We start from the raw sequence: 14,693 nt of genomic DNA, 5'->3' as shown, positions 1-14,693 counted from the left end.
GTTGATGCGGTACTCTTTTTTCGGACGGCTCCGGCTTATGGTCGCACGGTTTCTGTCCTTCGATCCGCGGCTGGCGGCATGCAACCGGTCGTCCGCCCATTGCAGGGCGGACTCGCGCCTTGGCAGATGAAGCGAATCGAGGGCCACGTCGGCCTCTTATGCGACGAAGTTCGAATATTTTTTCGAGCTTCTTATCTCAGCTTTTACCGCATTGCCGAATTCGCCCATAAATGCATCTTGCGCTACAGGCTAGCGGCAACTGTCTGCTCGCTTTTGAACCATTTGCCCGGCTTGATGACAAGAGTCAGCAGGAACGGATCGACTGAAGTGGCGTTAACAAATCATGCTGAGGGTTCTAACTTCTTTCGCATGACCTCGTGAGCAGAAAGCCCCGGCCTTCTCCGGACCGGGGCTTTCTGCTTACGCTGCCATCGCCTACAAACGTCACCTTCCCTGCTGCTTTTTCCAACGAAGAAATTCCCGGTAAAGTTCGGCGTCGTTTTGCGGGGAGCCATTTGGGACGGCAGGTTGCGCGAAGTCCATTTTCACAGCCCGGGGGAAGCCTGATGGCTTCTCCGTGCTTGCCTGCGCGGCTTCGGCAGCTTGTCGATCGAGCCAAGTCTGCGCCGCCTCCAAACGGGTCCAACCCGGCAATTGGGCTGCGAGGCTAACCTCACGCCACTTCGCGTGGTGCGGCGGCTTCCGGAACTCCGCGATCCTCGGAAAAAAAGCTTCGACGAACCGTTGAACCCGCTGATACCGATCGACCTTGGTCTTCGGCCAATTGAACGCGATGAGCACCGCACTGACGGCAATCGTATCAATGGACTGACCGGTCGGAATGATGTCGGGATAATCGTCATGCGTGAGCTTGGAAGGCAAATAATTGGCTATGAGTTGCGAGCGGTACGGAATTGGAACAAAGTGCAAGCGGTCTGCCGGGTTTAGCTTGGTGATCGCCCGTACCGGTTTGCCCGCAATCAGAACGGTAGCGGCTATCTCGCCGCTCTTGACCTTCTCGAAGGCTTCGGCCTGCGACAGGCTGACTTCCTGGATCTCAATGTCAAGGGCCTTGAAGACGTCGCGCATCGAATAACTCGTTCCGCTGCCTTTTGCATCGAGGTTGACCTTAAGGCCCCGCAATTGATCGATCGAGGTAATGCTCGCTCCCGCAACGAGATGAGCCTCCTCGGCGAACAGATTGGCGATGTAGACAATCTTGTTGTCGTCGGCTTGCCCCATCCGCACATTCGAAAGGCGGAAGTTATTGAGAATGTTGCTTTGCGTGAGGCCGATATCGACGCCTTTCAAGTATCGCACGTCGCGTATGTTCCTGGGTCCGCCGATTCCAGCGATCGGGAGAATGCGAAGGTTGTCGCCGTCATTCAGCACGTCGGCAAGATCATACGCGATCTGCAGGTAGGTATCGTCGGAATTCAGGCTACCTGATATAAGACCGATTGTATTATCGTTCGGCTGCTCGTTTTTATATACTCCGACGCCGACGAAATAATTACCCATCCTTTCGATCCAAGCCGACTTGTCTTCGATGGTTTTCGTGACGGGATTGAGCCATCGGTAGTCGACCCAACCGTGTTCGGGGGCAGTGCTCGCGGTCCTGACAAACTCCTGAATCATGAACTTGCCGTCTTGATCCTTGAGATCAAGCAGGTTCTTTCCCCTCACGGCAGGAGTGACCCCGTTCGCAACGCAAAGACCGGTCAGTTCGGTCACGAAAGGGTAAAGGTCGCGATCCGCAAATCCTGGCTCTTTATTGTTGATGGCCCGGAAGGCGGCTTCAGGACCCTCCTTCTTGAATTTTTGCTGCACTCGTCTGACCATCGCCGTGGCTTCGTCCCTGGTCCCAAACTCAGCAGCACCCGCAGGGAGCGCCGCTATGACTGGAGCTAACACGATGGCGAAGAGCGCTGCAGCACGAGACATTTGGTTTTCTCCCAACGCTAGGCGCACACATATCGATAAACGATATCAGCTCAATTTTCCGCCGTGGCCGGTCGTGAGGAACATGGCGGAGAATTGCTATTTTGTCCGTCGGCACGCGAAGGTAGACAAACAAATGCGGCAATTTTCAGTTGAATACTATCTCTTATTCCATCCAGCGGTATTCAACGATAAATAGAGGACGGCGGTTCGATTATCGCCTGACGCCAGCATTCGCTGAACAGTTCCCCTAGCGACCGGATTCGACCGCCAACGTTACTCAGTTCGCGCCGCCTGGCGAAGCTTGAGCAGACTAGACTAGACTAGACGTTGCACCGGGACTTGAATTATCCGCCGTGGCTATTTGGTCTTCATGACAAGGCTGTTTTCGTCGATCGATCGCGTAATCTGGCCAATATCTTTCAGCACGTTCACCCAGACGGCGAAGTCCCGCGGATCGAGCGAAAACCGATACGTCACAAACGGTATCTTTTGGACGACAGCCTCAGGCAGTTTGGTATATTTGGCGAGGATGGCACGCGCTTCCCGGGGATTCGCATCGATGAATCCCTTAGCCTGATCGAGCGAGGCGACCCAGGCATCGATCACGGCATGATTGTTTGCCGCCCATTTGCGTTCCGATATCCAGAACGTGTACAGGACCTCATCGCTCACGGAGAGAAGCGGGTCCCCGAGCGACCTGTTGCCGGCCGCAAGCAACTGTCCGGCAAACGGCTCAAGCGCCTCGACGGCATCGACATTTCCAGCCTTTAACTGATCGGGCATGTTGGGAAACGGCACTTCGACGGCTCGGATGGAAGCGGGATCGATGCCGTTCTTCTTCAAGCCATGAAGCACCGAGACATGGATGATAGCGCCCAACGCCGGCGTTGCGATCACCTTGCCTATGAGGTCTTGCATACTCGCAATCGCGGAGTCCTTCCGAACGATTAAATGCGTGCTTGGATTATCCTTGGTCTCGATCCCCTGCCCGGCCACGGCTACGACATCAATCCCAGCTAGCACGGCCTTGATCAGATCTGGCGGCGTCGATGGCGCAAAATCGAACTGCCGCCCGAGCGTTCCCGGCAAGACCGACAGATTCTGCGTGACGGACAGGGTGACGTCGAGGCCGTTGTTTTCAAAGAAGCCCTTCTCCTTGGCCACCCATGCCGGAAGCCATGAGACGACCGGAATATACGCGGCACGCACCGGCGTCAGTTTTGCGGCGATGGCGGGTACGATGAACTCCGCCCTGATGCACAGGACACTTGCAATCAAAACAGCAAGATAACGAGATAATTTTAACCCCTGCGCCATCATAGCCCCCTGCAAAACTGCCGCATGCGGCTTCTTTGTTTTTTGTATCTTAGTTCATCCCGTGCGCGGGCCTGATGACAGACATTTCGTCGGCCCCCGCCAAGAATTGTTCGATCGAGATGACCCGACCGCCACGACGATGTGGAAGGGTACGGCAAGAAAGACTTGATATAATCCATTGGCGGGCGAATTTGAGGCGGCGTTCGCTGCAGCGTGTCGATCGGCTCCGGGCAAGCGTCCAGCTTCTCGAACCGACGCTGCGGCCCCCCGGAATTTCAACTGCGCGCCAAACGTTCAGGTCTGCGTCTCCGCGGACCGTTGGGATCAGGACTCCGTCTTGGCGCTATCGGCGGCCGCATCGACCCCGTTCTCAGCCTCCCATTCAGTAAGGGACTGGCGCTTGAGCACGAATTTTTCGCCGAGGCGCGCATAAAGATTGCCAAATAGCCGCGCGATCGGCTTGTAGACGTCGAGATTCACGCGAAACCGCTCGGGGTCGATGATGCCCGGGCGGGCATGCAGGTGGACCACGCTGGCCGATGCAGAGATGGCGCCGATGACTGACTTCCAAAGTCGTGTAGTGGCGGCATTCGAGAGCGACCGGCGCCTCGGCGATACGTGGAACCGGGACGCCGACGCCTGGCAGGATCGCAAATCCGGTCATCCCGATTTCGCTGACATTGGACGGAAAGTCGATGGAGCATGTGTTCATTCGCTCCGCCATCGCCTCGTCGACGAGGTTGACGACGAATACGCCGGTCTCGCGGATATGCTTGAGCGTATCCTTCGGCGTGCCGTCCGGCCGTGATTGCAGGCCGAGGACGACGAGCGCGGGATCTTCACTGAAGACGTTGAAAAACGAGAACGGCGCCGCGTTGATCACACCGTCTTTGCCGGCTGTGGTGACGAGGGCGATCGGGCGCGGCACCACGAGTGCGGCCAGGAGCTTGTAGCGAATCGCCAATGGTAGCGTGCTGAACTCGACCTCGAACGGCGCGGTCATACGGTTGCTCCTCGGGGGATGGAATGTTGACAGCCGGGTTGGAATGGGAAGTTCGTTTACACCTTCAACCTTCACTTAAACCAGCTTCGGATCACGCTAACCGATCAGAGCAACAAATTTTTTGGCGGCAAGTTTGAGTTCACGAATCGGCTTGCCGTTGCTCGAAACATCTATGCTTCTGGACGGTCCGACCGCCGCCAACACAGCTACCAGGTCATTCTTGAAGTCGAGCACGGGTACCGCCATTGCATCTATTCCGCGTATCAAGTCTCCCCTCACGACGCTGAAACCGCGGGCGCGAACATCAGCCAGCTTCTTGGCAGCCGCTTCCAGGCTTTTCACGGGGAAGTCCAACCCTGACCTCTTGTGTTCGGCGATCTCCTTGGCGATCCGCTTCTTCGTCAGATCGGGGGGAAGATAGGCCGCACAGATCAGCCCGAGCGCCGATGTGAGAAGCGGAAGAATTGAGCCGGGCCTGATGATGACCGACACGGGCCGCGGCACATCCAGCCAGTAAAGCACGGTGGGCCCCTCATTGCCCCAGACGCCCAGGAAGACGGTTTGCTGCAGCGTATTGCGCAATTCGATCAACAACGGAGCGCCGATGCGCATGATGTCCAGCCGATTGATCGCAGCACGGCCAATCACCCGGGCGGCGCCGCCGAAATCGTACCGACCGTCAATTACGCTCTGCTCTATCAACCCCTCTCGAATAAGACTGACCAGGTAACGATGCGCCTTGGCGGGAGACAGGGCTGCCGCGGCCGACAGATCCTTGAGCGTTTGAGGGCCCTCGAGTTGGGCAAGCGTCTTCAACAGACGTCCGGCAATCTCAACAGATTGAACTCCGATCTGCCGCCTGTCAGCTCTGCTCAAGCTTTTCACTCATCCTCTAAACGGCAAGACCGTCGTTGGGCCGATCGGCTGCCTGGTAACCATCAGTTCCGTAATTTCGGAAGCACATGCTCGCCAAAGAGCTCAACCGTCCGCACCGGATCTGACGCAAGGCTGACCGTGAGCATCAACCGCTTGGCACCTGCCTCCTTGGCGGCCAGCGCCTGCTTCAGGCACTCTTCCGGAGTGCCGCAGATCGCCAGACGTCTGGAAAGATAGTCGAACAGGCCGAGCTCGCGCACCAATCTGATGTCCGCATCGCCCGGCCGAGTGCTGTAGCGTCGACGCAATTCGAGAAGCGGCTCGTGAAGAGGTTTGGGCACCCCGCGCGATTCAAGGTTCTTGTCGCCAATGACATATCCCGCCAGAAACGCCAGCATGGCCCCGACCTTGTCACGCGCAACGTCTCCGTCGGTGGCGCAGTCCAGAGCCCCTATCTGCCAGATCTCGACATCATCCGCGGGCCGGCTGGCCTCTAAAATTCCCTTGGCGACAATGGCCTCGGATTGCGCGATGTTATCCTTGCCCAGGCCGAAATTGACAAAAACGCCATCCGAAGTCCGGCCGGCCGCCGCCAGACCGAGCGGATGAGAAGCCGCGAGAAAGACCTTCGACGGCTTCTTTACCCATGGCAAATGCGCCGTGGCTTCATTGAGCGTCGCGGGTTTCCCCTGCAGCAACGTCTTGATGAAGGTGACCCCGTCACTCAGCTCCTTTGCTGTGGATTTGCCGCGGCCGAGGTTCCTCGTTCCACTATGACCCGCACCGATGCCGAGAACAGCTCGGCCTTCGATGATCCGATCGATCGAGGCGATCGCAGCGGCGCTGACAGCGGCGTCGCGTGTCACCAGATTTGTCACGCAAAGCGCGACCCGCGCCTTTTTCACCAGGCCCGCCGCGAGCGTTACGGAAACCCAGGGGTCCATGGCGTTGCCCGGCGTATCGGCGATACCAATCATATCGTAGCCATATCGGTCGGCGCGATCGGCAAGGTTTTCGACCAGGCTGGGATTGTAGGGCCAAAAGAAGAAGCCGACGTCCATGTCTTTAACTCCTAGAAATTCTGGCTCTGGGTTTTCGGCGGCCAGCGACGAAGCAAGATGGCCTCGAAGATGGCAAAGACGTTATTGAGGAGCAATCCAAACAAGCCGATCAGGACAAGAAGTCCATAAACCTGCGACGATTGAAAATTGCGCTGGGCGCCGATCATGAGTGCACCGATTCCCTCGATCGAAGTCAGTATCTCGACGAGAAGCGTTACGACGATCGCAACCGGCAGCGCGACGCGAATGCCGAGCAATATCGCAGGGACGACCGAGGGCAGAATGATCAGTCTCATACGATCGAACGCCGACAGTCGAAACGAACGTGCGACGTCGAGCAGCAACGGATGAACCCGTTCCGCGGCGGATGAGGTGTTCAGGAGAACGGGCCAGATTGCCGCCAACACGACCACGGTCAGCTTCATTCGCTCGTCATACCCCATGAAAAGGATAGCCACTGGCACGACCGCCGGCGGCGGAATAGCTCTCAGAAATTCGAGAAGCGGACCGAAGGCGCGGCTGAGCCGCGGAAATACACCAATGAGCAGACCGATTCCGGCTCCGATCAAGACCGCCAACGCCAATCCGAGCAGCAGGGTTATCGTCGTGGCGGACAACGCCGGATAGAGCCGCCCGCTTTTCGCGAGCAGCGTCAGGCCATTCCACCAGTCCGAGGGGGCAGGAAAATAGGGAGAATCGCCGGTCTGCAGGAGTTGCCAGACGCCGAGAAGGACTACGAGCGGGAGCAATCCCCTGGCTGATGGAAGCGCCTCCACGATGAGCGTGAAATATTGTCGCCACGGCGGAGAGCGCATCATGGTCCGCTCCGCAACTGACGGAAGGACGGAAAAAAGGCCTCCGCAAGCGCCAGCATCCCGGCATTGAGAATGATCCCAATGAGTCCCACCGTCACAATATAGGCAAACATGAGGTCGGGACGCAGCGCTTGTTGCTCGCGAACGATACCGTAGCCGAGCCCTTCCGGATTGCCGACCATTTCGGCGACGACCGCCAGCACCAGCGCAAGACCGAGACTGATGCGTGCTCCGACCACAATCGGCGGCATCGCCGCGGGCAAGATGATACGGAGGATGGTATCCTTGCGGCTGAGACGAAAGGTCCGGCCAACGTCATAAAGCCTCTGATGAACCCCACTCACGCCTCCGATGGTGTTGACCAACACAGGCCAGAGTACTGGCAGGATCGTGACCACCATTTCGGTCTTCAGAGAAAAGCCAAACAGCAAGAGCCCGACCGGGGCAAACGCAACGCCGGGCATCGGCCGCAAGACCTCGATGCTGGCAAGGCCGTAACGCCGGGCGGTCGGCGACAAACCAAGCAGGAAGCCGAGCGAGATGCCCAGCACGATCGCCACCGTCCATCCGATCGCGACGGCAATCAGCGTATGCGCAATATCGGGCGCCAAAATCCCTTGGCTTGCGAGTTCGCCAAAGCCCAGGACAACGGCCGAAGGGGCCGGCAGATATTCATATTGGAGCAACCCCGACCGAACCGCCGCTTCCCATGCGAGCCCCAAAAAAACAAGGACGGCCGTTCCGGGCCAGTTGATTTCCGCAATGACGCGATCCTTATCCATGAACACGCCCGATCGCCTGGTGCACAGCGTAACGATACTCGAGAAACTTTGGCAGTTGGCGCGTCGATAGCTGGTCGCGCGGCACCGGCAGGCCAATTTCGAATATCCGGTCAACTCTGCCGGGCGAGCCTGTCAGCACCGCGATCCTGTCGCCCAGATAGACCGCTTCCTCTATGTCGTGGGTGATAAAGACGAAGCTTGTCCCGGTACGATCGCGAACCCGGAGAAGTTCGTCCTGCATGGACGCTTTGGTCATCGCATCGAGCGCGGCAAACGGTTCGTCCATCAGCATCACAGCTGGACGCAACGCCAGCGCGCGCGCGATTTGAACGCGCTGCTGCATGCCGCCGGACAATTGCCACGGATAGTCGTCTGCGTTCTTTTCGAGACCCACAAGGGCCAGTGCGTCGTGCACCCGCAGTTCGGTTTCCCTGCGCTCGAGGATCCGCTCTATTCCGAATGCAACATTCCCCGTGACGGTACGCCACTGCAACAGCGCGTTGGAATAATCCTGGAATACGATGACGACGTCTTCCGGAGGACCGTCAAGTTCCTTGCCATGCACCAGGACTGAACCGCTTACGGTCGGCGTCAGACCACCCATTGCCCTCAAGAGAGTGGTCTTGCCGGTTCCCGAAGGACCGACGATGGTCAGGAACTCGCCGGATCGTACCAGGAAGGAAATGTCCTCGATGATACGTTTGCGGCTGAACTTGTGAGGAAATTCGACGGTAACCGATCGACATTCGAAGGCCGGACTTGCGGCCCTCTCGCCTGCATCGGATCTCTCTTCCGTCGAAGTCATCTATGGCGTCACAACCAGTTTGGAGGAATCGACTTGCTTGTCGAGCTGGCCGACCTCCTTGAGTGCGGCGGCCCATACCTGGATATCCTCCGGCTTGATCGCAAAGCGGTAAGTCGGGAACGGCGTCGTCTGCACCACCGCTTCAGGCAATTTAGTGTATTGCGCCATGATCTTGCGCGCCTCTGCCGGATTTTTCTCGATAAAGCTTTTTGCATCTTCGAGGGCGGCAATCCAGGCCTTTATCGTCGGAAGATTGGCGCGCGCCCACGCGCCCTGCGAGATCCAGAACGGAAAGAGCACATTCTTGCCGACCGACAGCAGAGGGGTTGCGATCGATACATTGCCATTCGCACGCAGAGCGCCAGCGAATGGTTCAAGGGATTCGACGGCGTCGACACGCTTTGCCTTGAGTTGGTCGGGCATATTCGGAAAGGGCACCTCCACGGCTCTAACGCTCGCGGGGTCGACCCCGTTCTTCTTCAGCCAGTAAAGCACTGACACGTGGATCACGCCGCCGATCGTGGGTGTCGCAATGATCTTTCCGGCGAGATCCTTCGGCCCAGCGATACCCGACTCCTTCGAAACGATGACATACGTGGTAGGGTTGTCCTCCGTCTCAAAAACCTCAGAGGCGACGGCAACGACGTCGAGTCCGGAGGCGACCGATTTGAGCAGATCGGGCGCGGTGCTCGGAGCAAATTCGAACTGTTTTCCGACCGTGCCCGGCAAAGTCGAAAGATTCTGCGCTACGCTGAGCGTTACATCGAGCCCATGTGCTGCGAAGAACCCCTTCTCCTTCGCAACCCACGCGGGAAGCCATGTTACAACCGGAATATAGGCAGCCCTTACGGCAACAGGCGATATGGTTTGAGCGCAACTGCGGTGTGCCAACCCCGTCGTGATCGCAGCCAAAACCACGATGCACGCCAACTTCGCATGCAGACCCGCCTTCGACGACAGAGCGTTGCGTTGCACTTCGCGGCCTCCCCATATCCATAATTGATTTCACATAGCATAACCCTACAATGGAGTTTCCGGATACCGCAAGCGCGAATGCAGCGCACCCCATTGGAAGGAAATAAAATATGAATCAGCTTCCTACAATTGCGGTGCGTGGAGGGTCAGGTGAATTGGGATCCGCACTGGCGCGCTATGGGCGGCAGTCGGCTATCCTGTCATCAAGGGTTCGCAAACAAAAGACCGCGCGATCGAAGCCGCAGCGCAGATCAACCGGCGGGTACGTGAGCTGAGATCAACGATGAAGTAATCGGCAACTCGAGGAACCTTCAATCCGAATGCTTCGTTCAGGAGGATCGCGCGATGAACGGATTTGATTTTCAAATCGAGGGAAGAATTGCCAGGATTCTGCTCAATCGCCCGGAAGATCAGAATCTGCTGTCGCGAGATCTGCTGTTGTCGCTCCAGACCGTCGCGAGCGATCTGGCAGCAAGTCCCGACATCCAGGTTCTTACCATCATTGGAGAGGGCACCGAATGTTTTTCGGTCGGCATTCTGACGCCCGCTTTGAGGGGGCAATTGGGCAAGGATGATGTCCTTAAATTGATCCGGCTTGCGAACGAGACCTTTGATGCGATCGAGGCGTTGCCGCAAATCGTGATCGCTGGACTTAATGGCTATGCCCGCGCCGGCGCCGTCGAACTTATCCTTGCCTGCGATATCAGGATCGCAGCCGAACATGCCCGCTTGTCTTCTCCCGAGGCAAAATGGGGTGGTTTTCCCGGCGCCGGCGCACCGGTTCGGCTCCCGGACATCATCGGCGCCGGCCGGGCGCTTGAGTTGCTCTGTACTTGCCGCGAAATCGACGCCACCGAAATGGAGCGGATCGGTTTGATCGAGCGCAAGGTTAGTAAAGACGGCGTGCATGCCGAGATCAATCGTCTCGCCAGCGCCATTGCCGAGAACGGACCCTTGGCGACGCGCGGAGCCAAGCGGATCGTCAAATCGAGAATGGAGTCGGATTTCCGCGCGGCCCGCGAATTATCCGATGCGCTTCGCGCCGCACTGGAATGGACCGACGACGTCGATGAAGGCATCGCCGCGGCGCGCGAGGGTCGAAAACCACGTTTCACCGGGCGATAATCTGTTCGCACCGCAACGGCAACTGTCACCCATCTCGCGCTCCAGCATAGCCGCATGCTGGCTGTGTGTACCGAAAACTTAGTAGGCGTTCGACCCGACCTCGCGAAGAGGGTGCTCGAGTTCAAGTCTGTGCCCGATTCTCGCGTGATGAGGCCAAACTAACTTTGCGCATCTGAGAAACCAGCATATGGTTGCAGAAAAGAACGAATGGAGGCGGTGATTGGCGAAGGAGTTCATCGCAGCTGTGCTTCTGGCGATAGCCGGAATGAGCAGCACCCAAGCCCAGGAATATCCAGCGAGAACGGTTACGGTCATCGTTCCATTCGCCGCCGGCGGGCCGGCTGACATCACGGGGCGGATCGTCGCTGACATCTTCTCTCGTCATCTCGGTCAGAAATTTGTGGTGGAGAATGTCGGGGGTGCCGGTGGCACCACGGGAGCGCTTCGCGCCGCTCGCGCGGCAGCCGATGGATATACGATCCTGTCCGGTCACCTCGGCACCAACGCACTGGCGCCGGCGTTCTATCCGAACCTGGGCTACGATCCGCAAACGGATTTTGCGCCGATCGGGCTGACGGCCGAATATCCGGAACTGCTCGTCGTCCGAAAGGATTTTCCCGCCAACAACCTGAAGGAATTCGTCGTCTACGCGAAGGCCAACCGGGAGAAGCTCAATGTCGGGCACGCCGGGCTCGGCTCGGTCTCCTATATCGGGTGTCTACTCCTTCACGCCGCGATCGGCATCAAGCCGACGATGATTCCGTTTACCGGCACAGCCCCGGTATTGAATGCCATGCTGGGAGGGCAAGTCGACTATGAATGCGATCCCGTGCTTGGAACGTTGAGCCAGGTGCAGGCAGGCAACGTCAAGGCGCTGGCGGTCGCCGCCAGGAAACGCAGCCCATTACTGCCCGATGTGCCGACTTCCCACGAGCAGGGCCTGCCCGAATTCGATATTGCCCCGTTTTATGCGGTGTTCGTGCCAAGCGGCACGCCACAGGTCGTGGTCGACAAGCTTGCGGCCGCCCTGAGCAAAGGGCTCGACGAGGAGGCCGTGCAGAAGCGGTTGACCGAGCTCGGTGCCGATAGCGTGGAGCAGAGCCGCCGCGGACCAAAGGCGCTTGCGGACCTGGTCAAAAGCGAAGCCGCGCGGCTAACGCCGGTTCTAAAAGCCGCCGCGGAGAAATAGGCACAGGCTGGTGCATCCCTCCTCGAATGCGTTCGCCTTCATCGAGATCAGCTAGTGCCCGACCGATAGTCAGCGCGAAGGGGCGCGGGCCTTGATGGCGGCACGTCGAGGCGTACGACAATCCTCTCCAGTTCCGGACTGGGAGCGGGATAAAGCTTCATCACGAGCGGGTCATGCCCCGGAATGACGTGGCTCTCGTCCGGTGCCAGTTTCAGCAGCTTGTCGAACCCCTCCAGCATTTCACCGATATGCAGGGCGGTCGTAAACGGACGCTCACTCGCCATGTTCTCGTAGAAATGACTGACGTCGGAGGCCAGCACGACGAACCCCCGGCGGGTTCTGACGCGAACGAACTGAAGCCCGGCCGAATGGCCGCCTGCCGCATGGATCGAGAGGCCGGGAGCGAGTTCGGCGTCGCCATCGTAGAAAAGAACTCGGCGCGCATAGTTGAGCCGCACAATCCCGCAGACGTCTTCGACCTCGAACGAATGCGACAACCCCGGATATCGCATAAAGCGTCCCGTGGCATACGCAAGCTCGCGCTCCTGGAGATGGAATCGCGCATTCGGAAACCGGTCGAAATTGCCCACATGATCGTAATGCAGATGGGTGAGGATGACATCCTCGACCGCGGCTGCATCGATGCCGAACGCGCCGAGCGTCTCCACCGGACAGCGCAGGAACGTCCGCTTCCGCCTGGAAGCTACTTCCGCGTTGAATCCCGTGTCGATGACGAACGTACGGCCTCCTCCTCTTGCCAGCCACATGAAATAGTCCATTGGCATCGGGCCGTCGTGCGGATCGCCACCGATGAAATGCTCGCTGCGCCGCGCATCGCGGGTAGCGTAGCGGATAGCGAAGAGCTCGTACTCCTGCTCGGTCATGCTATTTCCTGATAGAGCGGTAATTCATCACTTTGCGTCGACCTCGTTGAACGCCTCGCGCGCGTTTCGGAACGCATCGATTCCCGAGGGGATGCCGCAATACACTGCAACCTGAAGCAATATCTCCTTGATCTCGTCCTTGGTGAGGCCGTTCTTCAACGCTCCCTTGACGTGCAGCTTCAGTTCGTGAGGCCGATTCAGCGCTCCGAGCATCGCCAGATTGACGATGCTGCGGGTACGGCGGTCTAGACCCGGCCGGGTCCACAACGCGCCCCAGCAAAACTCGGTCGACCACTCCGCCATCGTCCGGGTGAATTCGTCGGCGCCTGCGATGGATTTGTTGACGTAATCTTCGCCCAGCACTTCCTTGCGGACCTTCAATCCCTTGTCGAACAATTCGCTCATCACTGGTTCCTTTCGTTGTTTGAGTACTTCTTTCAAGGCCGCGAGGCTCAGCCGTGCGCCCTCAACAGGCTCGATACGTCCGCAAGCGTGTCAAGATACCAGACATCGTCGATAACGCGGTCGATGTCCCAATCGGTTCCGCCCAGCCGCGCACAATCGCGCAGTTTCGCTTCGATGTCGCGGTCCGACAGCGGATCAGCAAGGCTGCCCTTTGCAGCCATTACGATCTCGCTGAACGTCTCTCCCGACGTCAGTTGGATAATGACGCGCGCGGCACCGTCCGGAAGCGAAGCGTCGAGCCCCGCCCTCACCTTCCGGCGCAGTGACACGATGTCCGGCCGGAATACGATCGCGTCCGCGAATTCGGGAACGCCGGCCGAGCCCAGCAGCAGGGCACAGGCGGCGCAATGATGAATGCTGACCCGTGCATCGCGTTCGTTGCGAACCGGCCGATCGCCGCGCGCCAGCAGGAGCGCCGAGCCCTGCACCGTGATATCAGCGATATCATCGATGCGCCGGTTCAGCTTCGCCCGCAAATTGAAGCAGGCATCGATCACTGCATGAAACACGATGCCCGCCGGATAGGGCTTGTAGGTATTCTTCGCGATCTCCCAGCTCTTGCCGAGACCGCCCGTCAAGCGCGCAATATCGGGTTCGTCGCCCATGGCGCGGGCCCAGCCGAGCGGTCCCTCAATGGCCCGTGGCGATGCCGCATAGCCTTCTGCCGCGAGCAATGCCGCAAACAGGCCGTTGCGCGCCGCGTTGCCGACGCTGACATTCTTGGCGGCGCTGGGCAGGTTCTCGACGATGCCGGCCGATTGGCTGGCGGCAATTCCGATCGCATTTGAAATCTGGTCCGCCGGGAGCTCGAGCAGTTTCGCACAGGCTGCGGCCGCACCGAATACGCCGCAAGTCGAGGTGATGTGCCAGCCGCGCGCATAATGTCCCGGAGACACCGCGTTCCCGACGCGGCATTCCACCTCCACGCCGAGAATGAATGCCGTGAGTACAGCCCGCCCCGAAAGCCGCCGCGCTTGCGCCAATGCCAGCACCGGCGCCGCAACGGGCGCCCCCGGATGAATGATGGTGTCCAGATGGGTGTCGTCGAAATCGAGCAGATTGGCCGATATCGCGTTGAGGAACGACGCGCCCAGCGCATCGAGCCGCTCCGGTCGGCCGATGACCGCGGATGTCGCAGCGCCGCTGAACGGCAATAACGTGCGCAATGCAGCGGTGACGGCCGGGTCGTTCGCCGACCCCATCGCGGTCGCGAAGAAGTTCAGGATCGAGCGTTTCGCTTCGTGATCTTGCGCGGCGACATCCGCCCACACCGTGCCGGCAACGAAATCGGCGAGCATTGTGCCGGCGCCTTGCGCTTCATCTTGCCGCACTGAGCGAATTCCTCGGATCTTTGTTTTTCCGACCCTATTCCGGCGCGACATGGCCTGTCGACAGAAATCTTATGCTTGACAGATTGACTGACAATCTTGAAATTCGGCGAAACGCGACCGG

The 14,693-nt window shown here is 58.8% G+C and carries 14 protein-coding genes; 2 read left to right on the top strand and 12 right to left on the bottom strand.

The window, feature by feature from the left end; translation table 11 throughout:
- Positions 1–444: 444 nt before the first annotated feature.
- The 9 genes from V1283_RS10035 to V1283_RS09995 all read right to left on the bottom strand — a co-directional run bounded on the left by V1283_RS10035 (position 445) and on the right by V1283_RS09995 (position 9,521).
- A complete protein-coding gene (locus V1283_RS10035) occupies positions 445–1,944 on the bottom strand; it encodes a TAXI family TRAP transporter solute-binding subunit (protein ID WP_334386296.1) in 1,500 nt (499 codons plus the stop codon).
- A 357-nt stretch (positions 1,945–2,301) separates the two neighbouring features.
- Positions 2,302–3,261, bottom strand: coding sequence for an ABC transporter substrate-binding protein (locus V1283_RS10030; RefSeq protein WP_334386295.1), 960 nt, complete (start codon positions 3,259–3,261; stop codon positions 2,302–2,304).
- 382 nt (positions 3,262–3,643) lie between these two features.
- Positions 3,644–4,264, bottom strand: coding sequence for a flavin reductase family protein (locus tag V1283_RS10025; RefSeq protein ID WP_334386293.1), 621 nt, complete (start codon positions 4,262–4,264; stop codon positions 3,644–3,646).
- Between the two features lie 96 nt (positions 4,265–4,360).
- On the bottom strand, positions 4,361–5,149 hold the full coding sequence (locus tag V1283_RS10020; protein ID WP_334386292.1) for an IclR family transcriptional regulator: 789 nt from the start codon (positions 5,147–5,149) through the stop codon (positions 4,361–4,363).
- Between the two features lie 53 nt (positions 5,150–5,202).
- Positions 5,203–6,201, bottom strand: coding sequence for an LLM class flavin-dependent oxidoreductase (locus V1283_RS10015; protein WP_334386291.1), 999 nt, complete (start codon positions 6,199–6,201; stop codon positions 5,203–5,205).
- A gap of 11 nt (positions 6,202–6,212) precedes the next feature.
- Positions 6,213–7,019 (bottom strand): ABC transporter permease, encoded by an 807-nt coding sequence (locus V1283_RS10010; RefSeq protein WP_334386290.1) that lies wholly within the window; start codon positions 7,017–7,019, stop codon positions 6,213–6,215.
- A complete protein-coding gene (locus V1283_RS10005; protein WP_334386289.1) occupies positions 7,016–7,576 on the bottom strand; it encodes an ABC transporter permease in 561 nt (186 codons plus the stop codon). Before V1283_RS10005 ends, V1283_RS10010 begins: the two co-directional genes overlap by 4 nt.
- 214 nt (positions 7,577–7,790) lie before the next feature.
- Positions 7,791–8,603 (bottom strand): ABC transporter ATP-binding protein, encoded by an 813-nt coding sequence (locus V1283_RS10000; RefSeq protein ID WP_334386287.1) that lies wholly within the window; start codon positions 8,601–8,603, stop codon positions 7,791–7,793.
- Complete coding sequence (locus V1283_RS09995) at positions 8,604–9,521, bottom strand: ABC transporter substrate-binding protein (protein ID WP_334386285.1); 918 nt, start codon at positions 9,519–9,521, stop codon at positions 8,604–8,606.
- A 402-nt stretch (positions 9,522–9,923) separates the two neighbouring features.
- Between V1283_RS09995 and V1283_RS09990 the strand changes: the two genes are divergently transcribed.
- Positions 9,924–10,703: an enoyl-CoA hydratase/isomerase family protein gene (locus V1283_RS09990; RefSeq protein ID WP_334386283.1), complete on the top strand. Its 780-nt coding sequence runs from the start codon at positions 9,924–9,926 to the stop codon at positions 10,701–10,703.
- Positions 10,704–10,968: 265 nt separating this feature from the next.
- Positions 10,969–11,892: a tripartite tricarboxylate transporter substrate-binding protein gene (locus tag V1283_RS09985; RefSeq protein ID WP_334386282.1), complete on the top strand. Its 924-nt coding sequence runs from the start codon at positions 10,969–10,971 to the stop codon at positions 11,890–11,892.
- 47 nt (positions 11,893–11,939) lie between these two features.
- Here the strand turns inward: V1283_RS09985 and V1283_RS09980 are convergent, their stop codons facing one another.
- The 3 genes from V1283_RS09980 to V1283_RS09970 are packed head-to-tail and all read right to left on the bottom strand — an operon-like array spanning position 11,940 to position 14,572.
- Complete coding sequence (locus V1283_RS09980; RefSeq protein ID WP_334386281.1) at positions 11,940–12,776, bottom strand: N-acyl homoserine lactonase family protein; 837 nt, start codon at positions 12,774–12,776, stop codon at positions 11,940–11,942.
- Positions 12,777–12,803: 27 nt separating this feature from the next.
- On the bottom strand, positions 12,804–13,181 hold the full coding sequence (locus tag V1283_RS09975) for a carboxymuconolactone decarboxylase family protein (RefSeq protein WP_334386279.1): 378 nt from the start codon (positions 13,179–13,181) through the stop codon (positions 12,804–12,806).
- A 47-nt stretch (positions 13,182–13,228) separates the two neighbouring features.
- A complete protein-coding gene (locus tag V1283_RS09970; RefSeq protein ID WP_334386278.1) occupies positions 13,229–14,572 on the bottom strand; it encodes an MmgE/PrpD family protein in 1,344 nt (447 codons plus the stop codon).
- Positions 14,573–14,693 lie beyond the last annotated feature (121 nt).

The organism is Bradyrhizobium sp. AZCC 2262 (assembly GCF_036924535.1).
Taxonomy (GTDB): Bacteria; Pseudomonadota; Alphaproteobacteria; order Rhizobiales; family Xanthobacteraceae; genus Bradyrhizobium.
The sequence above is the reverse complement of the archived record's forward strand: the minus strand, read 5'-3'. Positions and strand labels throughout refer to the sequence as shown.